This is a genomic window from Pseudomonas sp. SORGH_AS_0199, assembly GCF_031453735.1.
GTDB lineage: Bacteria > Pseudomonadota > Gammaproteobacteria > Pseudomonadales > Pseudomonadaceae > Chryseomonas > Chryseomonas aestiva.
In genome coordinates this window covers 4,116,978-4,142,068 of sequence record NZ_JAVJAE010000001.1, presented here as the reverse complement: position 1 = coordinate 4,142,068, position 25,091 = coordinate 4,116,978, and the positions used below count along the sequence as shown (strand labels likewise).

The 25,091-nt window shown below is 66.2% G+C and carries 22 protein-coding genes; 9 read left to right on the top strand and 13 right to left on the bottom strand.

Features of this window, described 5'->3' with window-relative positions; genetic code table 11:
• Positions 1-39: 39 nt before the first annotated feature.
• Positions 40-1,119: a 3-deoxy-7-phosphoheptulonate synthase gene (locus QE444_RS19400; RefSeq protein ID WP_133862716.1), complete on the bottom strand. Its 1,080-nt coding sequence runs from the start codon at positions 1,117-1,119 to the stop codon at positions 40-42.
• A gap of 165 nt (positions 1,120-1,284) precedes the next feature.
• Between QE444_RS19400 and QE444_RS19395 the strand changes: the two genes are divergently transcribed.
• The 3 genes from QE444_RS19395 to cysB all read left to right on the top strand — a co-directional run bounded on the left by QE444_RS19395 (position 1,285) and on the right by cysB (position 3,297).
• A complete protein-coding gene (locus tag QE444_RS19395; protein ID WP_187980000.1) occupies positions 1,285-1,611 on the top strand; it encodes a co-chaperone YbbN in 327 nt (108 codons plus the stop codon).
• 116 nt (positions 1,612-1,727) lie between these two features.
• Positions 1,728-2,210 carry a universal stress protein gene (locus QE444_RS19390; protein WP_133862718.1) on the top strand — a complete coding sequence of 161 codons (483 nt, stop codon included), beginning with the start codon at positions 1,728-1,730 and terminating at the stop codon, positions 2,208-2,210.
• A gap of 112 nt (positions 2,211-2,322) precedes the next feature.
• On the top strand, positions 2,323-3,297 hold the full coding sequence (gene cysB / locus QE444_RS19385; protein ID WP_007160555.1) for an HTH-type transcriptional regulator CysB: 975 nt from the start codon (positions 2,323-2,325) through the stop codon (positions 3,295-3,297).
• 324 nt (positions 3,298-3,621) lie between these two features.
• Here cysB and QE444_RS19380 read toward each other — a convergent pair whose 3' ends face one another.
• Positions 3,622-4,545, bottom strand: coding sequence for a LysR family transcriptional regulator (locus QE444_RS19380; protein ID WP_187979999.1), 924 nt, complete (start codon positions 4,543-4,545; stop codon positions 3,622-3,624).
• Positions 4,546-4,647: 102 nt separating this feature from the next.
• Between QE444_RS19380 and araD1 the strand changes: the two genes are divergently transcribed.
• Positions 4,648-5,643, top strand: a complete 996-nt coding sequence (araD1, locus tag QE444_RS19375) for an AraD1 family protein (RefSeq protein ID WP_263259480.1) — start codon at positions 4,648-4,650, stop codon at positions 5,641-5,643.
• A 151-nt stretch (positions 5,644-5,794) separates the two neighbouring features.
• Complete coding sequence (locus QE444_RS19370; protein WP_263259481.1) at positions 5,795-7,372, top strand: aldehyde dehydrogenase (NADP(+)); 1,578 nt, start codon at positions 5,795-5,797, stop codon at positions 7,370-7,372.
• A gap of 357 nt (positions 7,373-7,729) precedes the next feature.
• Here the strand turns inward: QE444_RS19370 and QE444_RS19365 are convergent, their stop codons facing one another.
• The 8 genes from QE444_RS19365 to QE444_RS19330 form a co-directional block, all read right to left on the bottom strand.
• Entirely contained in the window at positions 7,730-8,878 is a 1,149-nt protein-coding gene (locus QE444_RS19365) for an aldose epimerase family protein (protein WP_263259482.1), read from the bottom strand.
• A 123-nt stretch (positions 8,879-9,001) separates the two neighbouring features.
• Positions 9,002-10,741: an IlvD/Edd family dehydratase gene (locus QE444_RS19360; protein ID WP_158892690.1), complete on the bottom strand. Its 1,740-nt coding sequence runs from the start codon at positions 10,739-10,741 to the stop codon at positions 9,002-9,004.
• Positions 10,742-10,823: 82 nt separating this feature from the next.
• Positions 10,824-11,792, bottom strand: coding sequence for an L-arabinose ABC transporter permease AraH (gene araH / locus QE444_RS19355; protein WP_166655940.1), 969 nt, complete (start codon positions 11,790-11,792; stop codon positions 10,824-10,826).
• 26 nt (positions 11,793-11,818) lie between these two features.
• On the bottom strand, positions 11,819-13,345 hold the full coding sequence (araG, locus tag QE444_RS19350; protein WP_133862725.1) for an L-arabinose ABC transporter ATP-binding protein AraG: 1,527 nt from the start codon (positions 13,343-13,345) through the stop codon (positions 11,819-11,821).
• Between the two features lie 59 nt (positions 13,346-13,404).
• A complete protein-coding gene (locus QE444_RS19345) occupies positions 13,405-14,409 on the bottom strand; it encodes a substrate-binding domain-containing protein (RefSeq protein WP_263259483.1) in 1,005 nt (334 codons plus the stop codon).
• Between the two features lie 221 nt (positions 14,410-14,630).
• Positions 14,631-15,500, bottom strand: a complete 870-nt coding sequence (locus tag QE444_RS19340) for an SMP-30/gluconolactonase/LRE family protein (RefSeq protein ID WP_263259484.1) — start codon at positions 15,498-15,500, stop codon at positions 14,631-14,633.
• An 80-nt stretch (positions 15,501-15,580) separates the two neighbouring features.
• Positions 15,581-16,267, bottom strand: coding sequence for a FadR/GntR family transcriptional regulator (locus QE444_RS19335; protein WP_133862728.1), 687 nt, complete (start codon positions 16,265-16,267; stop codon positions 15,581-15,583).
• A gap of 29 nt (positions 16,268-16,296) precedes the next feature.
• On the bottom strand, positions 16,297-17,052 hold the full coding sequence (locus QE444_RS19330; RefSeq protein WP_133862729.1) for a FadR/GntR family transcriptional regulator: 756 nt from the start codon (positions 17,050-17,052) through the stop codon (positions 16,297-16,299).
• Between the two features lie 268 nt (positions 17,053-17,320).
• Here QE444_RS19330 and QE444_RS19325 point away from each other — a divergent pair, with 268 nt between their 5' ends.
• Entirely contained in the window at positions 17,321-18,631 is a 1,311-nt protein-coding gene (locus QE444_RS19325) for an MFS transporter (protein ID WP_187979994.1), read from the top strand.
• Here the strand turns inward: QE444_RS19325 and QE444_RS19320 are convergent.
• The 3 genes from QE444_RS19320 to pabB form a co-directional block, all read right to left on the bottom strand.
• Positions 18,604-19,884: an MFS transporter gene (locus QE444_RS19320; RefSeq protein ID WP_263259485.1), complete on the bottom strand. Its 1,281-nt coding sequence runs from the start codon at positions 19,882-19,884 to the stop codon at positions 18,604-18,606. The genes QE444_RS19325 and QE444_RS19320 overlap by 28 nt on opposite strands.
• 61 nt (positions 19,885-19,945) lie before the next feature.
• Complete coding sequence (locus QE444_RS19315; RefSeq protein ID WP_263259486.1) at positions 19,946-20,566, bottom strand: phosphoadenosine phosphosulfate reductase family protein; 621 nt, start codon at positions 20,564-20,566, stop codon at positions 19,946-19,948.
• Positions 20,567-20,614: 48 nt separating this feature from the next.
• Positions 20,615-21,958: an aminodeoxychorismate synthase component I gene (gene pabB, locus QE444_RS19310; RefSeq protein WP_263259487.1), complete on the bottom strand. Its 1,344-nt coding sequence runs from the start codon at positions 21,956-21,958 to the stop codon at positions 20,615-20,617.
• Between the two features lie 153 nt (positions 21,959-22,111).
• On the opposite strand from pabB, the gene QE444_RS19305 reads away from it, so the two are divergent.
• From QE444_RS19305 to prpC, 3 genes are all read left to right on the top strand, one after another.
• Positions 22,112-22,813, top strand: a complete 702-nt coding sequence (locus QE444_RS19305) for a GntR family transcriptional regulator (RefSeq protein WP_158892711.1) — start codon at positions 22,112-22,114, stop codon at positions 22,811-22,813.
• 4 nt (positions 22,814-22,817) lie between these two features.
• The gene (prpB, locus tag QE444_RS19300) at positions 22,818-23,705 is read left to right on the top strand and encodes a methylisocitrate lyase (protein ID WP_309740998.1); all 888 of its coding nucleotides are present in this window, start codon (positions 22,818-22,820) and stop codon (positions 23,703-23,705) included.
• Positions 23,706-23,912: 207 nt separating this feature from the next.
• A complete protein-coding gene (gene prpC, locus QE444_RS19295; RefSeq protein ID WP_263259489.1) occupies positions 23,913-25,040 on the top strand; it encodes a 2-methylcitrate synthase in 1,128 nt (375 codons plus the stop codon).
• Positions 25,041-25,091 lie beyond the last annotated feature (51 nt).

Below are 25,091 nucleotides of genomic sequence, written 5' to 3'. Positions count from 1 at the left end.
CGCCGGGCTGAGCCCGGCGTTTTCGTATCCGCTGGCGGATCAGCTGCGCGCGCGGCGCGGCAGCACATCCTTGAGCTTGCGGTGCATGTCGAGAATGCTCTTCTCGGTCATCGCCCAGTCGATGCAGGCGTCGGTCACCGAGACGCCGTACTCCAGTTGCGACAGATCCGCCGGAATCGGCTGGCTGCCGAAGCCCAGGTGGCTTTCCACCATCAGGCCGACGATGGAGTTGTTGCCCTCGACGATCTGGTTGGCGACGTTGTCCATCACCAGCGGCTGCAGGGCGGCATCCTTGTTGGAGTTGGCGTGGCTGCAGTCGACCATGATGTTCGGCTTGACCTTGGCCTTGACCAGCGCCTGCTCGCACAGGGTGACGCTGACCGAGTCGTAGTTGGGTTTGCCGTTGCCGCCGCGCAGGACCACATGACCATAGGCATTGCCCTTGGTCATCACCACCGAGACCTGGCCGCGCTGGTCGATACCCAGGAAGCGGTGCGGACTGGAGACCGACTGCAGAGCATTGATGGCCACCGTCAGGCTGCCATCGGTGCCGTTCTTGAAGCCGACCGCGGAAGAGAGGCCCGAAGCCATTTCCCGGTGGGTCTGGGATTCGGTGGTGCGGGCACCGATCGCCGACCAGCTGATCAGGTCCTGCAGGTACTGCGGGGAGATGGGGTCCAGTGCCTCGGTGGCGGTGGGCAGGCCCATTTCCGCCAGGTCCAGCAGCAGCTGGCGACCGATGTGCAGGCCGTCCTGGATCTTGAAGGAGTCATCCAGGTAGGGATCGTTGATCAGGCCCTTCCAGCCCACGGTAGTGCGGGGCTTTTCGAAATAGACGCGCATGACCAGATAGAGGCTGTCGCTGACCTGGGCGGCCAGTGCCTTGAGCCGCTCGGCGTATTCGTGGGCGGCCTTGATGTCATGGATCGAGCAGGGGCCGATCACCACGAACAGGCGATGGTCCTTGCCGTCGAGGATATCGCGGATGACCTGGCGGCCCTGGGCGACGGTGTCGGCGGCGAGATCGCTCAGCGGGATCTCCTGCTTGAGCTGCTCGGGCGTGATGAGCGGCTCGTTGGCTTCGATGTTGAGGTCGTTAAGGCGGGGCTGTGCGGCCATGGTGCTACTCGTCGGTCACGGCGCTGCGACAGGACGGGGCCCGTGCAGGCAAAATACGGTGGAGAGGGTGGGGCACCTTAACGCGTGTCCCGCCCGGTCACAATGGTTACGACGCTATTGGCGAGCCTGAGGGCGCGCCTTGGCGATGAGCGTGGCGAGGAAGCAATGGAATTGGACGATGGGACGGCGGATGCCGTCCTGCTGGCGGCGCCCGGGCGCTCGCTGCTGATCTTCACCAGCGTCGGTTGCGCCACCTGCCGGTTGGCGCGCCAGGTGCTACCTGCGGCGAGGCTGCCGGTCGACCGACTGTACTGGGTGGACGCCGAGCGCAGCGGCGGCCTGGTGCAGCGCTATGGCGTCTTTCATCTGCCGGCGCTGTTTCTGGTCCGGGACGGCGAGCTGCTCGGCCCGGTACAGGCGCCGCTACGCGAGCCGGCCCTGGTGGCAGCGATCCAGGCGGCGGATGGGCGCGCGTCCGAGGAACTGCCCTGAGCGTCCTGAGCAGGCTCTAAGGCGCGGGTTGCAGCGCAATCGGTGATCCCCTGCTACGCTGGTGAGGCTATCCCGCGTCGTACCGGCCTGATCGGCTGATCTGGCCAGGAGGAATCGTGATCCGCTCGCTGCTTTACGCCACGGACCTGGGCCTGTGTTCGCCCTATGTCTTTCAGCATGCCTTGAATCTCGCCCGTATCCATCAGGCCCAGCTGTATGTCGTCCATGTGGTGGAGCCGCTCGGCCTGCTGGCGTCTACCCTGTTGCAACAGCATCTGGACGGTGAATCCCTGGACCGCCTGCGCAATGGCGGTCTGGATCTGGTGCTGGAGACCATCGAGCAGCAGGTGTTCGAATCCCTGCGCGAGGACCTGCTGGAAACTCCCGCCACCGTGGGGCTGGTGCGTGCCGTGCGGGTGGTGCAGGGCGATCCGCCAGCGGCCATCCTCAGGCAGGCCCAGGAGTTCGCCGCGGATCTGCTGGTAATCGGCAGTCGCAGCCAGGGCGACGCCCAGGTGACACCTCTGGGGCGGACCGCCAGCTGCCTGCTGCAGACCGCGCGCATCCCGGTGTACCTGGTTCCGCTGCGTCAGGGCTGATCCATAAGCGTCAGCCTTGCCCCTTCGCGACTTAATTCGATTTCGGTCTAGAAAAAGCTTAAGGGCTGCATTACTGTTATATGCTTGCGCATGGGGTCAGCGAGGAGCCGGCATGAAGCTGCAACAGTTGAGATATATCTGGGAAGTCGCCCACCACGATCTGAACGTATCCGCCACGGCCCAGAGTCTCTATACCTCGCAGCCCGGCATCAGCAAGCAGATCCGCCTGCTCGAGGACGAGTTGGGCGTCGAGGTCTTTGCCCGCAGTGGCAAGCACCTGACCCGGGTGACCCCGGCCGGCGAGCGGATCATCCAGACCGCGGGCGAGATCCTGCGCAAGTGCGAGAGCATCAAGCAGATCGCCCAGGAATTCTCCAACGAGCGCAAGGGCACCCTGTCCATCGCCACCACCCACACCCAGGCGCGCTATGCGCTGCCGGACGTGATCAGCGAATTCATCAAGCAGTATCCGGACGTGGCCCTACACATGCACCAGGGTTCGCCGACCCAGATCGCCGAGATGGCCGCCGACGGCACCGTCGACTTCGCCATCGCCACCGAGGGGCTGGAGCGCTTCAACGACCTGGTGATGATGCCCTGCTATCGCTGGAACCGCTGCGTCATCGTGCCCCAGGGCCATCCCCTGGCGAAGGTGGAGCACCTCACCCTGGAGCACCTGGCGGAACAGCCGCTGGTGACCTACGTCTTCGGTTTCACCGGGCGCTCCAAGCTCGACGAGGCCTTTGCCCGCCAGGGCCTGGAGCCCAACGTGGTGCTGACCGCGGCGGACGCCGACGTCATCAAGACCTATGTCCGCCTCGGCCTGGGCGTGGGCATCGTCGCCGACATGGCGGTGGATCACAAAGCCGATGCCGACCTGGTCTGCCTGGACGCCAGCCACCTCTTCGAGGCCAGCGTGACCAAGATCGGCCTGCGCCGCGGCACCTTCCTGCGCGGCTTCATGTGCGACTTCATCGGCCGCTTCGCGCCGCACCTGACCCGCGATGTCCTCACCGAAGCGATGCAAACGCCCTCGCGACAGGAGCTGGAGACCCTCTTCCACGGGGTGACGTTGCCGACGTATTGAGGTTGGTTTTTTTGATGGTTTATCGCGGCCATGGGCCGCTCCTACAGGGCATGATGCTTTCGTAGGAGCGGCAGCATCGGCGGACCGCCATGGCCGCGATGCATTTCAGGCCGCAGCAGTACGTAGCGTGGAAAACGGCGTAGCCTTTCCAATGGAGACTGCGCTGAAGGGGACAACCCTCACCCCAACCCTCTCCCGAGGGGAGAGGGGGCTATCCGAGTAGGCGTTTAGTCGCGTCAGACTCGGCGAAATCGCAACAAGCCGTAGTGCTTTCATCTATAGGAGCGGCAGCATCGGCGGACCGCCATGGCCGCGATAGATGTTTCACGCTTCCAGCCGCCACTGCTCCAGCAGCAGCTGCGCGGCCGCCGACAATCCCGCGCCCTGGCGCACCAGAATGGAATAGGGCTCGTTGCGGGTGCGCTGGACGACCGGCAGGCGGCGCAGCAGGCCGTGTCTTTCGCCGAACTGGGCGATGTCGCTGGGCAGCATGGCCACCTGATTGGCATCTTCCTGCAGCAGGCCAAGCAGGGTGAAGGTGGAGGAGGTTTCCACCGGATAGCGGGGAAACTCCAGTTCCGCGGCGCGAAATTCCCGTTCCAGGGTCAGGCGCATGGGCAGGTTGGCCGGATAGACGATCCAGCGACTGTCGACCAGCTCGGCCAGGCCCAGCGTCTCCGACTCCGCCAGCGGATGGCGGGGATGGCAGACGATCTCCAGCCGCTCTTCGCGCACCTCCAGACAGTCATAGGCATCCGGCCGGCGGCTGACGCTGCTGCGGCAGATGGCCACTTCGATGCGGCCGGCGTCGAGCAGGTCGAGCAGACGCACACTGGTGTCCTCGATGATCTCGATCCCCAGCTGGGGTTGCGCCGCACCCAGGCGCGACACCGCGGCGATCAGGCGGGGCACGGCGCCCATGATCACCCCCACCGCCAACCGGCCCCCTTCGCCCTGGAGAATGCCGAGCATCTCTTCGCGCAGATGGGCCAGGTCGCTCTCGATCAGCCGCGCATAGCGAATCACGCAGCGGCCCAGGTCGTTGGGCTGCAGGCCCTGGTGGGTGCGCAGGAAGAGGGTGGCGCCCAGGGTGCTCTCGATTTCGTGCAGCGCCTTGGTGGCCCCGGGCTGGGAGATGGCGATGCGTTCGGCGGCCTTGTGCAGCGAGCCTTCCTCGTCGAGGGCGATCAGCAGGCGCAGTTGCCGCAGGCGCAGACGGGAGGCGATGGAGCCCAGGGATGGCAGCATGGGAATAACCGTTGGTTATCGCGGGATAGGGAGCTCTCATTAGGCAGGCCCCGTAGCGCCGAGTAAAGTCTCCTTCAGGCGATAACCAACAAGGAGAATGCCATGCACCTGATTCAGTTCGAAGACCAACAGGGCCAGCGCCGCGTCGGCGTGGTCGAGCGCGGCGAAGTCCAGCAGGTCCGGGGTGCGACCAGCACCCGGACCCTGGCGCTGCAGGCCATCCGCGCTGGCGTGTCGCTGGAGTCTCAGGTGCAGACCCTGGGCCTGGAGCCCGGACCGGCCTATGCCGAGCTGCTCGATGGCGGCCGCCTGTTGCCGCCGCTGGACCACGAGGACCCCGCACACTGCCTGGTTACCGGGACCGGTCTGACCCACCTGGGCAGCGCCGCCACCCGCGACAAGATGCACCAGCAGAACAGCCAGGAGGAGGCCAAGCTGACCGACTCCATGCGCATGTTCAAATGGGGCGTGGAGGGCGGTCGGCCTGCAGCGGGTAGCGCCGGTGCCCAGCCGGAATGGTTTTACAAGGGCGACGGCGGCATCCTGGTGCGTCCCGGTGCCGACATCCCGCTGCCGGAATTCGCCGAGGACGCCGGTGAAGAGCCCGAGCTGACCGGTCTCTACGTGATCGGCGACGACGGCAAGCCCTATCGCCTGGGTTACGCGGTGGGCAACGAATTCTCCGACCACGTGATGGAACGCAAGAACTATCTCTATCTGGCCCATTCCAAACTACGCTACTGCAGCTTCGGTCCGGCGCTGCGCACCGGTGAGCTGCCGCGCCATCTGGCGGGCACCAGCCGGATCCGTCGCGGCGCGCAGGTGGTCTGGGAGAAGGAATTCCTCTCCGGCGAGGACAACATGTGCCACAGCCTGGAGAACCTCGAGTATCACCACTTCAAGTATGCGCAGTTCCTGCGACCGGGCGATGTCCATGTGCATTTCTTCGGCACGGCGACCCTGTCCTTCGCCGACGGTGTGCGCGTCGAGCCGGGCGACAGATTCGAGATCGCGGTGCCGGAATTCGGCGAGCCGCTGAGCAATGGCGTCAAGGCCGGCACGGCAGCCTTCCAGCCCGGGCAGGTCCAGCAGCTCTGATAGTTGTATGATGACTGCTGACTATGCGAATGCTAGAGTGGGTATCGCACAGGCTGGCCCGGCCGCTCTGAGACTGAGCGTGCCACCCCTTCGAAGACCACCCCAGTCGGGTGGTCTTCCCTGAACCCCTAGGTATAAGGAGTCGAGAACAATGCAGATCCAAGGCAAGAACTACATCGGTGGCGCTCGCAGCGGCGAGGGCGAGGTGCGGGTCTACAGCATCGACGCCACGACTGGCGAAAAGCTGCCCTACGAATTCTTCCAGGCGTCCGCGGCCGAGGTCGATGCCGCCGCCCGTGCCGCCGAGCAGGCCGCGCCCCTGTACCGCAAGCTGAGCGCCGAGCAGCGCGCGGCCTTCCTCGATGCCATCGCCGACGAACTGGACGGCCTGGGCGATGATTTCGTCCAGCTGGTCTGCCAGGAAACCGCACTGCCGGCTGGCCGTATCCAGGGCGAGCGCGGCCGTACCAGCGGCCAGATGCGCCTGTTCGCCAAGGTGCTGCGCCGCGGTGACTTCCACGGTGCACGCATCGACACCGCGCTGCCCGAGCGCAAGCCGCTGCCGCGTCCTGACCTGCGTCAGTACCGCATCGGCCTGGGTCCGGTGGCCGTGTTCGGTGCCAGCAACTTCCCGCTGGCCTTCTCCACTGCCGGTGGCGACACCGCCGCGGCCCTGGCCGCCGGTTGCCCGGTGGTGTTCAAGGCCCACAGCGGCCACATGGTCACCGCCGAATACGTGGCCGATGCCATCCTGCGCGCCGCGGAGAAGACCGGCATGCCCAAGGGCGTGTTCAACATGATCTATGGCGGTGGCGTGGGCGAGCAGCTGGTCAAGCACCCGGCCATCCAGGCAGTGGGCTTCACCGGCTCGCTGCGCGGCGGTCGCGCCCTGTGCGACATGGCCGCGGCCCGTCCGCAGCCGATCCCGGTGTTCGCCGAGATGTCCAGCATCAACCCCGTGGTGGTCCTGCCCGAGGCACTCAAGGCCCGTGGCGAGGCTATCACCGGTGAACTCGCGGCCTCCGTGGTCCTGGGCTGCGGCCAGTTCTGCACCAATCCGGGTCTGGTCATCGGCGTGCGTTCGCCCGAGTTCAGCAGCTTCCTCGAGCGCCTGGCCGGTGCCATGAACGAGCAGGCGCCCCAGACCATGCTCAATCCGGGCACCCTGAAGAGCTACGAGAAGGGCGTTGCGGCGCTGCTGGCCCATTCCGGTGTGCAGCACCTGGCCGGTGCCAGCCAGGAAGGCAATCAGGCGCGTCCGCAGCTGTTCAAGGCTGATGTGAGCCTGCTGCTGGAAAACGACGAGCTGCTGCAGGAAGAAGTCTTCGGTCCCACCACGGTGGTGGTCGAGGTGGCTGACGAAGCCCAGCTACACCAGGCGCTGCAAGGCCTGCATGGTCAGCTGACCGCCACCCTGCTGGCCGAGCCGGCCGATCTGCAGCGCTTCGAGGCCATCATCGGCCTGCTGGAGCAGAAAGCTGGTCGCCTGTTGCTCAACGGCTATCCCACCGGTGTGGAAGTCAGCGATGCCATGGTCCATGGCGGTCCCTATCCGGCGACCTCCGATGCCCGCGGCACCTCCGTCGGTACCCTGGCCATCGATCGCTTCCTGCGTCCGGTGTGCTACCAGAACTATCCGGATGCCTTCCTCCCGGAAGCCCTGCAGAACGCCAATCCGCTGGGTATCCAGCGTCTGGTGAACGGCGAGAACACCAAGGCCGCGATCTGATCCTAGTGCTTTGAGGTGGTAAGAAACCCGGCGTCGCAAGGCGCCGGGTTTTTTATTGGGTGATGGAAAGGGGCGGTGGCAGGACAGTGGAAAAGGCTGCGCCCTTTGCCACGCTACGGGGAGGGCCGGGTGTCATGGGAGAGGTGCAAGTGGAAAAGGCTATGCCGTTTTCCACGCTACGGGGGGAGGGTACGAGCGGAGGAGGGTGCGCCGTTTTCCACGCTACGGAACACGGAGCACGGAGGCGAAAGGCGCTCCGCTCCTGCCCCCTCTCCCTCTGGGAGAGGGTTGGGGTGAGGGGAGCACCAAAGCAAAGGCCGCTCCCGGGAGCGGCCTTTGCTTGAGTCGGAGCAGGCCCTACTTGCCGGCGAACTTGAAGATGGTCGTCTGGGTGTAGGTCTGGCCGGGATCCAGGCGGGTGGTGGGGAAGTTCGGCTGGTTGGGCGCATCCGGGTAGTGCTGGGTTTCCAGGGTGAAGGCGCCCCAGTGGCCGTAGGTCTTGCCGGCCTTGCCCTTGATGTTCCCCTCCAGGAAGTTGCCGGTATAGAACTGCACGCCCGGTTCGGTGGTGTAGAGGGTCAGGGTGCGGCCGGAGCCCGGGTCGGTCACCACGGCAGCGGCTTTCTGCAGATCGCCAGCGGTGTTGAGCACCCAGTTGAAGTCATAGCCACCCTGCTTGGGTTCGGCGTACTTCAGTTGCTGATTTTCGTCGGCGATGTGCTTGCCGATGGCGGTCGGCTTGCGGAAGTCCATCGGCGTGCCGGCCACGGGCGGCAATTCGCCGGTGGGGATCAGCTTGGCGGTCACCGGCGTGTATTTGTCGGCATTGAGCATCGCCACCTGCTTGAGCACGGTGCCACTGCCGGCGCCGGCCAGGTTGAAGTAGCTGTGGTTGGTCAGGTTGAGCACCGTCGGCTTGTCGGTGGTGGCGCGGTACTTGAGGGTCAGCTGGTTGTGCTCGTCCAGCTGGTAGGTCACCTGGGTGGTGAGGGTGCCGGGAAAGCCCATCTCGCCATCGGGGGAGACATAGCTCAGGGTCACGCCGACCCAGCCGTCGCCCTTGGCCGGCTCGGCCTTCCACACCTTGGTGTTGAAGCCCTGGGGACCGCCGTGCAGGGCGTTGGTCTTGTCGTTCTGGGGGATCTGGTAGCTCTTGCCATCGAGGCTGAAGCGGCCCTCGGCGATGCGGTTGCCGAAGCGGCCGATGGTGGCGCCAAAGAATACGGTGGGGTTGTCGAGATAACCCTGGACGTCATCGAAGCCCAGGACCACGTCTTCGCTGTGGCCCTTGCGGTCGGGCACCTTGAGCGCCTGCAGCACGCCGCCGTAGGTGATGACGGTGGCCTGCATGCCGTGGCTGTTGGTCAGGACGAACTTCTCGATGGGGGTGCCATCGGGCAGCTTGCCAAAGCTCGACTGCTGGCTGCTGAGGCCGGCCGCCTGGGCGGTAAGGGTGCTGATCATGAGTGACAGTCCAAGTCCGGTGAGGGCTAACGTGCTTTTCATCTCGACCACCTTTTCGGTTTGTTGTTGTGCAAGAGTGGGGCAGAGGGCCCCGAGTTCCGGAAAGAGAGGCTGCGCCAGCCCCTCACCCCGACCCTCTCCCGGTGGGAGAGGGGGTAGAGCCGGTCAATGGGAGTGGCGAGGCACCTCGGCGCCGCGGCAACCGACTAGGAAGTCGAAGTCGCAGCCTTCGTCGGCCTGCAGCACATGGTTGACGTAGAGGCGGCGATAACCGCCGGCCAGCAGCTGGTCGGCCGGCGGTTGCCAGTCGGCCAGGCGCGCGGCCAGTTCTTCGTCGGGGATATCCAGGTGCAGGCGCCCGGAAGCGCAGTCCAGTTCGATCATGTCGCCTTCGCGGACCACTGCCAGGGGGCCACCGGCCGAGGCCTCGGGTGCCACGTGCAGGACCACGGTGCCGTAGGCGGTGCCGCTCATGCGGGCGTCGGAGATGCGCACCATGTCGGTGATGCCCTTGGCCAGCAGCTTGGCCGGCAGGCCCATGTTGCCCACCTCGGCCATGCCCGGATACCCCTTGGGTCCGCAGTTCTTCAGCACCATCACGCAGGTCTCGTCGATGTCCAGGTCCGGGTCGACGATGCGCGCCTTGTAGTCTTCCAGGTTCTCGAACACCACGGCGCGACCGCGATGCTGCATGAGTGCCGGGGTCGCGGCCGAGGGCTTGAGCACCGCGCCCTTGGGCGCCAGGTTGCCGCGCAGCACGCAGATGCCGCCGTCGGCGCGCAGCGGGTTGTCCAGGGCGCGGATGACCTCGTCGTCGCCGTAGATGGGCGCCTCGGCGCAGTTGGCCCAGAGGCTCTTGCCGTTGGCGGTCAGCGCCTCGGGGTGGGGCAGCAGCTTGGCTTCGCCCATGCGGCGGATCACCGCCGGCAGGCCGCCGGCATAGTAGAACTCTTCCATCAGGAAGCGTCCGGAGGGCTGCAGGTCGACGATGGTGGGGGTGCCGCGGCCGACCCGGGTCCAGTCGTCCAGCTCCAGGTCCACGCCGATGCGGCCGGCGATGGCCTTGAGGTGGATCACCGCGTTGGTGGAACCGCCGATGGCGGCGTTGACGCGAATGGCGTTCTCGAAGGCTTCCTTGGTGAGGATCTTCGATAGCCGCAGGTCTTCTTCCACCATCTCGACGATGCGCATGCCGGACAGGTGCGCCAGCACGTAGCGCCGCGAATCCACCGCCGGAATGGCGGCGTTGTGCGGCAGCGAGGTGCCCAGGGCTTCGGCCATGCAGGCCATGGTGGAGGCGGTGCCCATGGTGTTGCAGGTACCGGCCGAACGCGACATCCCGGCTTCGGCGGAGAGGAATTCGTTGAGGTCGATGGCACCGGCCTTGTAGGCCTCGTGCATCTGCCAGACGATGGTGCCGGCGCCGATGTCGCGGCCGTGGTGCTTGCCGTTGAGCATGGGGCCGCCGGTGACGACGATGGCCGGCACGTCGCAGCTGGCGGCGCCCATCAGCAGCGCCGGCGTGGTCTTGTCGCAGCCGGTGAGCAGCACCACGGCGTCCACCGGGTTGCCGCGAATGGCTTCTTCGACGTCCATGCTGGCCAGGTTGCGGGTCAGCATGGCGGTGGGTCTGAGGTTGGATTCGCCGTTGGAGAACACCGGGAATTCCACCGGGAAGCCGCCGGCTTCGTAGATGCCGCGCTTGACGTGTTCGGCGATCTTGCGGAAGTGGGCGTTGCAGGGGGTCAGCTCGGACCAGGTGTTGCAGATGCCGATGACGGGTTTGCCCTGGAATTCGTGATCCGGGATGCCCTGATTCTTCATCCAGCTGCGGTACATGAAGCCGTTCTTGTCGTTGCTGCCAAACCACTGGGCGGAGCGGAGCGGGCGTTTGGGCGTGGTCATTGTCTTGTCCTCGGGCATTTCACGGGCAAAGCGGTCCCCGGCACGGCGCCCGTGGCGCCGCGGGGGAGGGCACAGTCTGGGTTTAGCGCTGCTTGAAGCGGTCGATGACCACGGCCAGCAGCAGGATGGTTCCGCGGATGACGTACTGGTAGAAGGTGTCGATGTTCTTCAGGTTCATGGCGTTCTCGATGATCGCCAGGATCAGCACGCCGGCGATCACGTGGCGGATCATGCCGATGCCGCCGGCCAGGGAAACCCCGCCCAGCACGCAGGCGGAGATCACCGTGAGTTCGAAGCCCTGGCCGATCATCGGCTGGCCGGAGGTCATCCGCGAGGCCAGCACCACGCCGGCCAGGGCGCCGATCACCCCGTGCATGGCGAAGATGATGATCTTGGTGCGATCGACGTGGACCCCGGCCAGCAGCGCGGCTTCCTCGTTGCCGCCGATGGCCATGGTGTTGCGGCCGAAGGTGGTGTAGTTGAGCAGCCAGCCAAAGAACAGGATGCACAGCAGGGTGATGACGATGGGCACCGGCAGGCCGAACAGCTGGCCGTTGCCGAACACGAAGAACTGCTCCTGGGAGACGCCCACGGCCTTGCCGTCGGAGAAGATGTAGCCCAGGCCGCGCACGATCTGCATCGTCGCCAGCGTGGTGATCAGGGCGTTGATCTTGAGCTTGGCGATCACCAGGCCGTTGATCAGGCCGACCACCAGGCCCATGGCCAGGGCGGCGGCGACGCCGAGAAAGACGCTGTCGAATTCGCGCATCACCACCGCGGCGACCACCCCGGCACAGGCGATGACCGAACCCACGGAGAGGTCGAAGTGGCCGGAGGCCAGGCAGAACAGCATGGTGCAGGCGGCGATGCCCACGGTGGAGATCGCCAGCCCCAGACCGCGCATGTTCAGCGGCGAGAGGAAGTTCTGCACGAACAGCGCGCAGAGGGTGAAGATGACGACGGCGGCCAGCATCATGGCCCAGTCGTCGAGGAAGCGACGCATGTCGAAGCCGCGGCGCGGCGGGGTCAGGCTGTGGGGTTGGGCGGACATGGACTGAACCTCTTTTCTTGTTTTCATCAGGCCCGGGTACGGGGCAGGGCGAGCTGCAGCAGGCGCTCGTCGTTGAACTCGGCGCGGGTCACCTCGCCGGTGATGGCGCCTTCGCTCATCACCAGGATGCGATCGGCCACGCCCATGACTTCCATCAGGTCGCTGGACACCACCACCACGGCGATGCCGCGGGCGGCGAGGTCATGGATGATGGCGTAGATCTCCGACTTGGCGCCCACGTCGATGCCGCGGGTGGGTTCGTCGAGCAGGAGCACCTGCATGGGCATCGACAGCCAGCGACCGAGGATGGCCTTCTGCTGGTTGCCGCCGGAAAGGTTCTTGATCTTCTGCCCGGCGTGGGGTGTCTTCACGTTCAGCGCGCGAATCTGCTTTTCGGCGTTGGCCTTTTCCCAGCGACCCTGGATCAGGCAGCCGAGGCTGGCGTGATGGGCACGAGCGCTGATGTTGATGTTCTCGGCCACGCTGGCCAGCGGCACGATGCCTTCCTTCTTGCGATCTTCCGGGCACAGCAGGATGCCGGCGGCGATGGCGTCACGCGGCGACCTGAGGCTGATCGGGGCGCCTTTGAGGCTCAGGCTGCCAGCCTTGTGCTTTTCCAGGCCCGCCAGCAGGCGCAGGAGCTCGGTGCGACCGGCACCGACCAGGCCGAACAGGCCGAGGATTTCGCCCTGGCAGACCTCGAAGCCCACCGGCTGCTGCAGGCCCTGGCCGAGCAGGCCCTCGACCTTGAGGCAGCCACCGCCGATTTCGCGCGGGCGGTAGTCGTAGATGTCGGCGAGGTCGCGGCCGACCATCAGGGTGATCAACTGGTCGGGGGTGATGTCGGCCAGGCGCTCGATGGTGCGCACGTGGCGACCGTCCTTGAACACCGTCACCGCGTCGCAGATGCGGAACACCTCTTCCATGCGGTGGGAGACATAGAGCACCACCCGGCCTTCGTCGCGCAGCCGGGCGATGATGGTCATCAGCCGATCGGTCTCGCGGGCGGACAGCGAGCTGGTCGGCTCGTCGAAGGCGATGACGCGGGCGCCGCGGGAGAGCGCCTTGGCGATCTCGACCAGCTGGCGCTGCCCGAGCGACAGGCGTCCGACCTTGGTGTTGGGGTCGATCTCTTCGGCCAGGCCCTTGAGCAGGTCCAGGGCCTGGCGGCGCAGGTGGCCGCGATTGACGATGCCGTAGCGCGCCGGCAGGTGCCCGAGAAAGAGATTTTCGGCGACGGTCATCTCCGGCACCAGCTGCAGTTCCTGCTGGATCACCGCAACGCCGGCGCGGATGGCTTCGGCGGTGCTCTTGAACACCAGTTCCTGGCCGTCGATGTTGAGGTGGCCGGTGGTGGGGGCGTGGTAGCCGCTGAGGATCTTCAGCAGGGTCGACTTGCCGGCGCCGTTCTCGCCCATGAGGGCGTGCACCGAGCCGGGACGCACGTTGAAGGAGATGTCGGCGAGCGCCTTGACGCCGGGAAAGGTCTTGCCGATGCCGACGAAACCGAGGCTGTCGGCGCTCTGGGCGGTGGTGTGTTCCAGGGCTGCCATGAAGCCCTCCTGTCAGACGAAAGAGGAGGGCGGCGCCAGGACCGGCGCCGCCGGGGTCATCACTTCCAGAGGCCGATCTTTTCCAGCTCTTGCTGGAAATTGGCGCGGGTGATGAGGGTGACCTTGTCCATCGCGGTGTACTTGGGCGGTTCCTTACCGGTAGTCACCCACTCGTACATCATGCTGGCGGTCTGGTAGCCCTCTTCGTGGGGGCTGGGCAGCATGGAGCCGAAGAAGCCGCTGTTGGCTTTCTTCAGTTCGCCGATGGCATCGGTGCCGTTGATGCCGATGCCGATCACCTGCTCGGCCTTGAAGCCGGCGCTTTCGGTGGCGCGGACGCCGCCCAGCACGGTGTTGTCGTTCATGCCGCCGATGATCAGGTGCTTGGCGGCCGAAGGCAGCTTGACCAGCGCGGAGGTGGTGGAGTCCATGCTGCCGGGCACGTCCAGGGTCTTCTGCGGCGCGAAGATGATGTGGTCGGCGGGCAGGCCGGCCTTCTTCAGGGCTTCCACCGAACCGTCGGTGCGCTTCTTGCCGGTATCCAGCTCGTTGTAGGTGTTGATCACCGCATAGGTGTCATCCCACTTCCAGCCACGCTTCTCGGCTTCGGCGGCCATGGCGGCGCCCTGCTGCTGACCGACCTCGAAGGCGGCCATGCCCAGGTAGGGCACGTCTTCCATGAACTTGCCCTTGGCGTCGACGAAGCGGTCGTCCACGGCCATGACCTTGAGGTCGTTGAGCTTGGCCTTGGCCACGATGGCCGGGCCGAGGGAGACGTCGGGCGGGCAGATCACGAAGCCCTTGGCGCCGTTGGCGGCCAGGCTGTCGATGGCGGCGAGGGTCTTCTCGCCATCCGGCACGGCGATCTTGAGCAGGGTAAAACCCTTGTCCTTGGCGGCTTTCTCGGCGAAGGCCCACTCGGTCTGGAACCAGGGTTCCTCGGGTTGCTTGACCAGGAAACCGATCTTGACCGGATCGGCAGCGAAAGCGGAAAGGGACAGGCTGACAGCGCCGGCGGCGAGGGCGGCACGCAGCAGAGAACGAACTCCCGGAACACGGAACATAGCTGGAACTCCTTGTTTTTATTGGTGTGGCCAGGCAATGCGAGGCGGCGGGCTGCCGTCGAGGAGGTCAGACGACGCCGCTCTGCATTGATATTATGATTGGATGGGTGCGGGCGCAAGAAAAAGGTGACGAGATTTTTCGTCACCTCTGTCACCAAGCTGTTACATAGGGCCCGAAGCGGAAAGGCGCCGCGGAAGGGCGCCTGGGTCGGTAGGATGAATCAGCCGGCGAACCTGTGGCAGGGCATGCCGGCGACCGGCGCGGTCGCCTTGAGCAGGGCGCCGTCGAGGGTACCGTCGGCGGCGGCACTGGTGACGTAGAGGGTGCGCAGATCCGCTCCGCCGAAGACGCAGCTGGTGGGCCGCTGCACAGGCAGCTCGACGATCTCCAGCAGCTCGCCCTCCGGCGAGAAACGCAGCAGGCAGTTGCCGTCCCAGCGTGCGTTCCATACGCAGCCTTCGCTGTCGATGGCCGAGCCGTCCGGCGAGCCGCGCTCGTGGGGACCGGCCCAGACGGTGGGTGCACCCAGGTTGCCGCTGGCATCCAGCGGATAGCGATAGAGGGTGTCCTTGAGGGTGTCGGCGCTGATGACGTGGTTGTCCGCCGCGCTCCATACCAGGGTGTTGGCGATACCGAGGTCGCTGGCGTGCCGGCTGACGCTGCCGTCGGGATCGATGCGGAACAGAGCGCCCGAGTGTCGGTCGATGGCCACGTCGCCGCCCTGGGCATCGAGGTTGTTCTGCATGGTGCCCAGCCACAGACGCCCCTGGGCGTCACAGCGGGCCTCGTTGCCGCGATTGCCCGGATCGGGATCGGCGACGCAGAAGAGTTCCAGCGCGGGACGCTCTGGCGGGGAATCGAGATCCAGGCGGAAGACGCCGTTCGGCAGGGTCACCAGGGCATCGCCGCGGACCGTGGGCACGAAGGCGGAGCAGGGACGATCCAGCTGCCATTCCTGATACTGCTCGCCGCGCAGGCGGCAGGCCTTGAAGCCGGCGATATCTACCCAGTAGAGCGCCTGGGTCTCCTGGTCCCAGAAGGGACCTTCGGCCAGTTTGAAGCGCTGGGGAAGCAGCGGCTGCCAATCCATCGTTCACCTCTCTTGTTGTGGCAGGACGGGAAATCCAGGCATGGGAACCTGGAGAGACGCCAAGGTTGCCGACCGAAACGTCAGTCGGTATAGCGCGCCAGGGTCACCGCCGCGCTGTCGATCAGCATCATGCAGGCCCAGACGGCGCGCGCCGCATCGCGCGAGGCGATGCCGTCGGCCAGGGTCTTGTGCAGGGGGAGGGTACGCCGCAATTCGTCGGGATCGGCCGACGACAGGGTGAAGGAGGCTGCTAGCAGCGCGCCCAGGGCGGGCACCATCTGCTCGATGAACTGATTGTGGCTGGCCGCCAGGACGCATTCGTGGAAGCGCTGGTCGGCGGTGTTGTAGTCGCCGCCATCGAGCGACGCTTCCAGGTGCTGGTAGGCGACCTGGATCGCCTGGACCTGCTCGGGAGTGGCCCTTTCGCAGGCCCAGCGCACCGCCGCCGGCTCGATGGCGTGACGCAGATCCAGCAGGTCCTTGACGAAATGAGCGGGCAGACCGCCCGTGGCCAGCCAGCCCACCACCTGGGTATCGAACAGATTCCAGCGACTGAGCGGCAGGACCCGGGTACCGACCTTCGGGCCGACTTCCAGCATGCCCTTGGCCGCCAGGGTCTTGATCGCCTCGCGCAGGATGGTACGACTGACACCCAGTTCCTGGCAGAGGTCCGCCTCTACCTTAAGGGCGCTACCGGGTGGAAATTGCCCGGCCGCGAGTCGCTGGCCGAGTTGTTCTACGGTAGAGGCATGGTAGCTGCTGGACATAAGGGCATACCGCGAGTGGGTTCTTGCCCTCAATGATCATACGAAATTTCACCTTCAGACAAGGGCTGCGGCCGGAAGGCTTCGGCGACCATGTCATCGACACCGGCCAACTGGGCGATGGCGGCGTGGCGGGCGGTCAGCGGATCACGGTGCTGGATCGCGGTGAGGATCGCCTTGTGCCGGGAGACCAGCAGGTTGAGGCTGTCTCCGGCGGCGAACAGCGCCGAGGAGCGTTCCAGATAGTCCCGCACCGGCAGCAGCATGATGCTGTAGAGGTGAGTCAGCAATTCGTTGTGGGTGGCCGTGGCGATGGACAGATGGAAGGCCATGTCCGGCTCGGCCATGTTGGCGATGTCCGCCGCCTGCTCCATCCGCTGGTAGGCGTCCTCGATGGCCTTGACGTCTTCGGGCTGGGCGTTGGCAGCCGCCATGGCGGCGACCTCCGGCTCGATGATGTTGCGCACCTTGACCAGGGTCTCGTAGAAGCTGTGCCGCGAATCGCTCTCCAGCAGCCAATGGAGCACGTCCGGATCGAGCAGATGCCACTCGTTGCGTGGTTTGACTACGGTTCCGACCTTGGGCTTGGACCTGACCAGACCCTTGGCCACGAGCACCCGGGTGGCCTCACGCAGGACGGGGCGGCTCACTTCGTACTCTTCGCACAGCTGCGCCTCGGGGGGCAGGCGCTGTTCTGGCAGGAAGTGCCCGGACACGATCTGGGTGCCGAGCTCATGAACGATGCGAGCGTGTCTGCTTTTGCGCGGCAGCGGTGTCTTGTAATTCATCGAAAGGCATCCGAAGTCGTCGTGCCATCACTATAACACCATCAGCGCGATAACCGATGTTATCGCGGGCCAAGCGGCTCTGTAACGGGGATCAGCGGAAATCAAGAGGTAAGATCTCCCACTTCGTAACAATATTTTAGTATTATCAAAATAACCTTAAGAGCCGATTAATGGCCTGATTAGGGTATTTAACGATTCAATGATAGTACGTTAGAATTTTGAGCAATCTGCGCTTCAACCGCACAACAACAACAAGTCGGAGAACGCCATGCACCCTGAATCCGCCCTCATCCGTCGGATCACGCTCAAGCTGGTCCCCTTTCTCGTATTGCTCTATCTGGTCGCCTACATCGACCGCTCTGCCGTGGGCTTTGCCAAGCTGCACATGGGCGCCGACATCGGCATCGGCGATGCCGCCTACGGCCTTGGTGCCGGGCTGTTCTTCATCGGCTATTTCCTCTGCGAGGTGCCCAGCAACCTGCTGCTGGAGCGCTTCGGTGCGCGCCGCTGGTTCGCCCGCATCCTGGTGACCTGGGGTGCCATCACCATGGGCATGGCCTTCGTCCAGGGACCGAACAGCTTCTATGTCATGCGCTTCCTGCTGGGTGCGGCCGAGGCCGGCTTCTTTCCCGGCGTGCTCTACTACCTCACCCAGTGGTTCCCGGTACGCCATCGCGGCAAGATCATGGGGCTGTTCATCCTCTCCCAGCCCATCGCCATGCTGGTGACGGGACCGCTGTCGGGCATGCTCCTGCAACTGGATGGCGCACTCGGTCTGCACGGCTGGCAGTGGCTGTTCCTCTGCATCGGCGCGCCGGCGGTGCTGCTGGCCTGGCCGACCCTGACCCGGTTGCCGGATGGTCCGCAACAGGTCGCCTGGCTGGACGCCGATGAAAAGCGCTGGCTGGCAACGGAGCTGGAAAAGGACCTGCACCTCTTCGACCAGACCCGCCATGGCAATCCCCTGCATGCGCTCAAGGATCGCCGCGTGCTGCTCTTGGCGCTCTATTATCTGCCGGTGACCCTGAGCATCTATGGCCTGGGGCTGTGGCTGCCGACGCTGATCCACCAGTTCGGCGGCAGCGATCTCACCACAGGCTTCATTTCCGCCATTCCCTACGCCTTCGGCATTCTCGGCCTGCTCATCGTGCCGCGCAGTTCCGATCGCCTGGGCGATCGCTATGGCCACCTGGCCGTGCTCTATGGGGTGGGTGCCCTGGCCATGGCCGGCAGCGCCTGGTTCGGCACTGCCGTGCTGCAACTGGCGGCGCTGTCGGTGGTGGCCTTCTGTCTGTTTTCCCTCACCGCGCTGTTCTGGACCCTGCCGGGGCGCTTCTTCGCCGGGGCCAGCGCCGCCGCCGGTATCGCCCTGATCAACTCGGTGGGCAATCTCGGCGGTTATCTCGGCCCCTATGGTATCGGCGCGCTCAAGGCGGCCACCGGCACCCTGGCCTCGGGGCTCTATCTGCTGGCCGCGGTGCTGCTGTTCGGCCTCTTGCTCACCGGCCTCGTCTACGTCCGCCTGGAGCGCAAGAATCGGCGGGAAGAGGGTTATGCCGCGGAGCGTTCCGCCGGCTGACGCCCCGGACAGGTCTCGGCGGCGAACCAGGCGGCGCCGAGACACACCAGGTTGGCCACCAGCAGGTAGGCGGCCGGCGCCATACGGTCGCCGGTGGCGCCGATCAGCCAGGTCACCACGATCTGGGCGGTGCCGCCGAAGGCCGCCACCCCCAGCGCATAGACCAGCGAGAAGCCGGTCGCCCGCACCCGCTGCGGAAAGCTTTCCACCAGCAGCACGATCAGGGCGGCGCCACTCATGCCGTGCAGGCCGGAGAGCACCGCCAGGGTCAGCAGGAAGGTGCCCGGCCCGGGTGCCTGGGTGATGAGCTGCAGCGCCGGATAGAGCAGCACCAGCAACAGCAGTCGCGGCAGGATCAGTACGATGCGCCGGCCATAGCGATCGCTGAGCACCCCGCCCAGGATCGAGCAGACCGCCATGGCCGCGCCCATCACCAGGGTGGCGAGCATGGCGGTCCCGGTCGGCAGCTTCAGTTCCACCAGGGCGAAGGTGGTCATGTAGTTGAGGAAGTACTGGGTGATGGTGCTGCCGGAGAGGATCAGCAGCCCCAGCAGCAGTGGCCGCCGCTGGGTGGCCAGCACCTCGCCCAGCACCGCGCCGGCGCCCCGGCTTTCGCCGACGTGGGTATCCACCAGGCCCCGGCGGATATAGAGGCCGATGGGCAGGATCGCCAGGCCCAGCAGGAAGGGCAGGCGCCAGCCCCAGGCCAGCAGTTGCTCCGGCGTCAGCCAGAGGGTCAGGCCATAGCCGATCAGCCCGGCCGCTACCGCGGCCAGCCCCTGGGCCACGACCTGCCAGCAGGCGTAGGTGCCTCTCTTGTGCAGCGGCGCCGCCTCCAGGATGTAGGTGGTGGCCGGGCCGGCCTCGCCACCCCAGGCCAGGCCCTGCAACAGCCGCGTCAGCACCAGCAGGATGGGGGCGGCGATGCCGATCTGCTCGTAGCCCGGCAGCACGGCGATGCCACCGGTGCCCAGGGCCATCAGCACCATGGTCAGCAGCATCGCCGGCTTGCGCCCGACGCGGTCGGCCCAGGCGCCGATGAGAATGGCGCCCAGCGGCCGGACGACGAAGCCGACGCCAAAGGTGATGACGCTGGCCATCAGGCTGGCGAAGGCATTCTGCGAAGGAAAGAACACCTGGCCGATCAGCACGGCGAAGGTGGCGTAGACGCCGAAGTCGAAAAACTCCACGGCGTTGCCGAGCACCACGGCAAAGACGCCCTTGCGGGAGTGGATAGGGCGGGAAGCAGTCATGGGCGATGGTTCAGCAGGAGCAGAGCGCGCGCCCGGAACCGAGCGCGCGGGAGGTATCGACTCAGTGGGCGAGGTGCAGGCCGCACTCGCGGTTTTCGTCACCCTTGGTGGGGTCGAAGTAGTCGAATTCGTTGGGCAGGTCGTGGGCGGTGAGGTACTGGTAGAGGTCCTTGGAGGTCCAGTGCAGCAGCGGCGCGACCTTGATCAGGCCGTCCGGATTGACGCTGACCGGGTCCATCTGGGCGCGTACCGCGGTGTCGGTGGCGCGCAGGGCGGTGAACCAGACTTCAGGCGCCGTCTCGCGCAGGGCGCGGGCGAAGGGTTCCAGCTTGACCTCTTCGGTGAAGGCGGTGTGGCGCGGATCGTCCAGCCCCGGCACCGGGCCGTCGATGGCCTCGCGATGGGCGCGGGAGCGCCTGGGCAGGTAGGTCACCAGGTTGAGATCGAGCTTGCGCACGATCTCGTCGGCGCAGCGGTAGGTGGCGGGGGTGTTGTAGCCGCTATCCATCCAGACCACCGGGATATCCGGCTTGACCTGGCTGACCAGGTGCAGGATCACCGCCTCGAAGGGGCGGAAGTTGGTGGTGACGATGGCGCTCTTACCCAGGCCCAGGGCCCAGGCGACGAGCTTTTCGGGATCGCGGCCGAGGTCGGCGTTGATGCGGGCGAGATCGAGAGACATGGCGGGCTCCAGCCGGGGAAGGGATGCCGCCATGGTAGCAAAGCCGGATCAGCTGTGGGTCTCCAGCGTCTCCAGCAGCACCCGCACCTTGGCCAGGGATTCGGCGTATTCGTCGGCCCAGTGGGAATCCATGACGATGCCGCCGCCGCCCCAGCAGCTAAGCATGCCGTCTTCGGCCAGCAGGCTGCGGATCAGGATGGAGCTGTCGCTCTCGCCGCGCACGTCCAGATAGAGCAGCGAGCCGCAGTAGGGGCCGCGGCGGGTTTCCTCCAGCTCGTCGATGATCTGCATGGCGCGGATCTTCGGCGCGCCGGTGATGGAGCCACCGGGAAAGCTGCCGGCCAGGAGGTCGAGGGCGTCCAGGTCCGTGGCCAATTCGCCGGTGACGGCGCTGACCAGGTGATGGACGTTGGGATAGCTCTCCAGGGCGAACAACTCGGGCACCCGCACCGAGCCGATGCGGCAACTGCGCCCCAGGTCGTTGCGCAGCAGGTCGACGATCATCAGGTTCTCGGCGCGATCCTTGGGGCTGGCCAGCAGCGCGCGGGCTTCGCCGGCATCGGCGGCCGGGTCGGCGCGGCGCGGGCGAGTACCCTTGATCGGGCGGGTTTCCACCTGGCCACGGCTCACCCGCAGGAAACGCTCCGGCGAATGGCTGAGCAGGGCGCCGCGCTCCAGTGCCAGATAGCCGGAGAAGGGCGTCGGGCAGGCCGCGCGCAGGGCCTGGTAGGCGGTCCAGGGCGAACCCTGGAAGGGCGCGCGAAAGCGCTGGGCGAAGTTGACCTGATAGCAGTCGCCGGCGGCGATATAGGCCTGGATGGCCTCGATGCGCTGGCGATAGGTGGGCTGGTCGATCTCGGCGGCGAAGGGGGCGGTCAGCCGGAAGCCCTCGGCCCTGGGCGCCGCCCCGGTGTCGAACAGGGCGATCAGTCGCTGGCGTTCCCCGGCGTCCAGCGCCGGATGGCAGACCAGTTGGCTGGTGCGGGCCTGGTGATCACTGACCAGCGCCCAGGCATGGAGGCCCAGGTGCGCATCGGGTAGTGCCAGGTCGGCGCGGGCGCCCGTGGGCAGGCGCTCCAGGCGCCGGCCGAAGTCATAGCCGAGATAGCCCAGCAGGCCACCGGCGAAGGGCAGGTCCGCACCAGCCGGCAGGTCGGCGCGACCCAGGCTGGCCAGGGCCGCGCGCGTCCGCGTGAAGAAGGCCTGGCCCGTTTCACCGGCAGCGGGCTGCAGCACCTGCAGCGGCCAGGCCGCCATGAGGTCGTAGCGACCCCGCTCGGCAAGCGGCCGCCCTGAATCCAGCAGCACCGCGCCGGGTTCGCCCTGCAGCAGGGTGAAACGCACCGTGGGATCGGCGTGGTAGGGCAGGGGATGCAGGTGGCAGAGGGGCATGGCGAAATCGGCTGGGAGGGACGGCGCGCTAGTGTAGCGAACCGCCTCTGGCGGAGCGAGATACAGGCTGTCACAGCCGGATTGTCGACAAATATTGACTGATAAGGCGTTCAGGCGTAGTTATTCAGCCCATAAACACAAAAGGTGTCGACAATGATCGATAGCCCCCTCCCGGCCGAAGCGCCCGAGACCGACAGCGGGACCCTCTCCGAGCAGGTGTTCCGGCGGATCCGCGAGGCCATCGTCCGTGGCGACGTGGCGCCGGGCAGCAAGATTTCCGAGCCGGAGCTGGCCCGCACCTATGGCATCAGCCGCGGACCGCTGCGCGAAGCCATCCACCGGCTGGAAGGCCAGCGCCTGGTGGTGCGGGTGCCCCATGCCGGCGCCCGGGTCGCTGCCCTGAGCCTGGCCGAACTGGTCGAACTCTACGAAATCCGCGAATCCCTCGAAGGCATGGCCTGCCGCCTCGCGGCCGAACGCCTCACGCCCCAGGGCATCGACGAATTGCGCCAGTTGCTGGACACCCACGAGCGCGATCCGGCGTTCCAGGCCGGCACCGGCTACTACCTGCAGGAAGGCGACCACGACTTCCACTACCGCATCATCCAGGCCAGCGGCAACGGCATGCTGGTGCGGCTGCTCTGCGGCGAGCTCTATCACCTGGTGCGCATGTACCGGCTCAAGGTCTCCGCCACCCCCAATCGGCCGCGCCAAGCCTTCGCCGAGCACCATCGCATCCTCGATGCCCTGGCCGAGGGCGACGGCGAACTGGCCGAGCTGCTGATGCGCCGCCACATCGCCGCCTCCAAGCGCAATCTGCAGCACCATCCCCTAGTCCAAGATCAGTCGAGGTAACGCCATGCCTGCCGTCAGTCCCGGCCAGAAATTCCGCGCCGCCGTCGCCGCCGAACGCCCGCTGCAGGTGGTCGGCACCCTCAACGCCAATCATGCGCTGCTGGCCAGGCGCGCCGGCTTCCAGGCCGTCTACCTGTCCGGCGGCGGCGTCGCGGCCGGCTCCCTGGGGCTGCCGGACCTGGGCATCAGCGGCCTGGAAGACGTGCTGATCGACGTCCGCCGCATCACCGATGTCTGCGACCTGCCATTGCTGGTGGATGTTGATACCGGCTTCGGTGCCTCGGCCTTCAACGTGGCCCGTACCACCCGCGCCCTGATCAAGGCCGGCGCGGCGGCCATGCACATCGAGGATCAGGTGGGCGCCAAGCGCTGCGGCCATCGACCGGGCAAGGAAATCGTCAGCCAGCAGGAGATGGTCGATCGCATCAAGGCGGCGGTGGATGCCCGCACCGATCCCGACTTCGTCATCATGGCGCGCACCGACGCCCTGGCAGTGGAGGGCCTGCAGGCCGCCATCGACCGCGCCTGCGCATGCGTCGAGGCCGGCGCCGACATGATCTTTCCCGAGGCCATCACCGAGCTGCCCATGTACCGCCAGTTCGCCCAGGCGGTAGGGGTGCCGATCCTGGCCAACATCACCGAATTCGGCGCCACGCCGCTGTTCACCACCGAGCAACTGGCCGGCGCCGACGTGAGCCTGGTGCTCTATCCGCTGTCGGCCTTCCGCGCGGCCAATCGCGCCGCCGAGAACGTCTATACGGCGATCCGCCGCGACGGCAGCCAGCAGGCAGTGGTCGACACCATGCAGACCCGCGCCGAGCTCTATGACCGCATCGACTATCACAGGTATGAGGACCAGTTGGATCGCCTGTTCCAGCAGCAGAAATCCTAACGATCTGCTGCGCGTCGGCCAAACTGCGTTGGAAGTGGCCTGGGTCGCCAGCCCGGTCGGAATGCTCATTTACCACTCGTAAACTCGAGCGCGAGTCCGATCCGCTTCCTCAGCCACTTCCGCCTTGTTTGTCGCTAGCTCGCGAGATCGTAAAGAAAGCTTTGAACGCCCGCTTTTTCGCACAACAACTCCAAGAGGAGCGAGACGATGGCAGACAGCAAAACCCTCGGCGGCGCCGGCCTGCGTGGCCAGGTCGCCGGCCGCACCGCGCTTTGCACCGTCGGCAAGACCGGCGCCGGCCTCACCTACCGGGGCTATGACATCCGTGAACTGGCGGCAGGAGCCGACTTCGAGGAAGTCGCCCACCTGTTGCTCTATGGCGAATTGCCCACCCAGGCGCAACTGGACGCCTATCGCCAGCGCCTGGCGGCGCTGCGCGACCTGCCGCAGCCGCTCAAGGAAGGCCTGGAGCGCATTCCCGCCAGTGCCCACCCCATGGACGTGATGCGCACCGGCGCCTCCTTGCTCGGCACCCTGGAGCCGGAGCACAGCTTCGCCGACCAGCAGCAGGTGGCCGATCGCCTGCTCGGCGCCTTTCCGGCGATCCTGCTCTATTGGCATCACTTCAGCCAGCGCGGCACCCGTATCGACTGCAGCAGTGACGCCCCGGACATCGCCAGCCACTTCCTCACCCTGCTGCACGGCAAGGCACCCAGCGACCTGCATGCCCGGGTGATGAACGTCTCACTGATCCTCTATGCCGAGCACGAATTCAACGCCTCCACCTTTACCGCCCGGGTCTGCGCCTCGACGCTGTCCGACCTCTATTCCTGCGTCACCGGCGCCATCGGCTCCCTGCGCGGCCCACTGCATGGCGGCGCCAACGAGGCGGCCATGGCGCTGATCGAGCGCTTCGCCTCGCCCGAGGAAGCGGTCACCGGCCTCAAGCAGATGCTCGAACGCAAGGAAAAGGTGATGGGCTTCGGCCACGCCATCTACCGCGACAGCGATCCGCGCAACGAGGTGATCAAGGACTACGCCCGGCAACTGGCGGCGGAGGTGGGCGACAGCGTGCTGTTCCCGGTATCGGAAGCCATCGACCGCACCATGAAGGAAGAGAAGGGGCTGTTCCCCAACGCCGACTTCTACCATGCCTCGGCCTATCACTTCCTCGGTATCCCGACGCCGCTGTTCACGCCGATCTTCGTCTGCTCGCGCACGGCCGGCTGGTGCGCCCACGTCTTCGAGCAGCGCGCCGACAACCGCATCATCCGCCCCAGCGCGGATTACACCGGCGTCGAGCAGCGGGCCTTCACGCCCATCGCCAATCGCTGAATATCTCTGACCGCGGCCATGGGCCGCTCCTGCGGGAGCGCCTACGGCTGC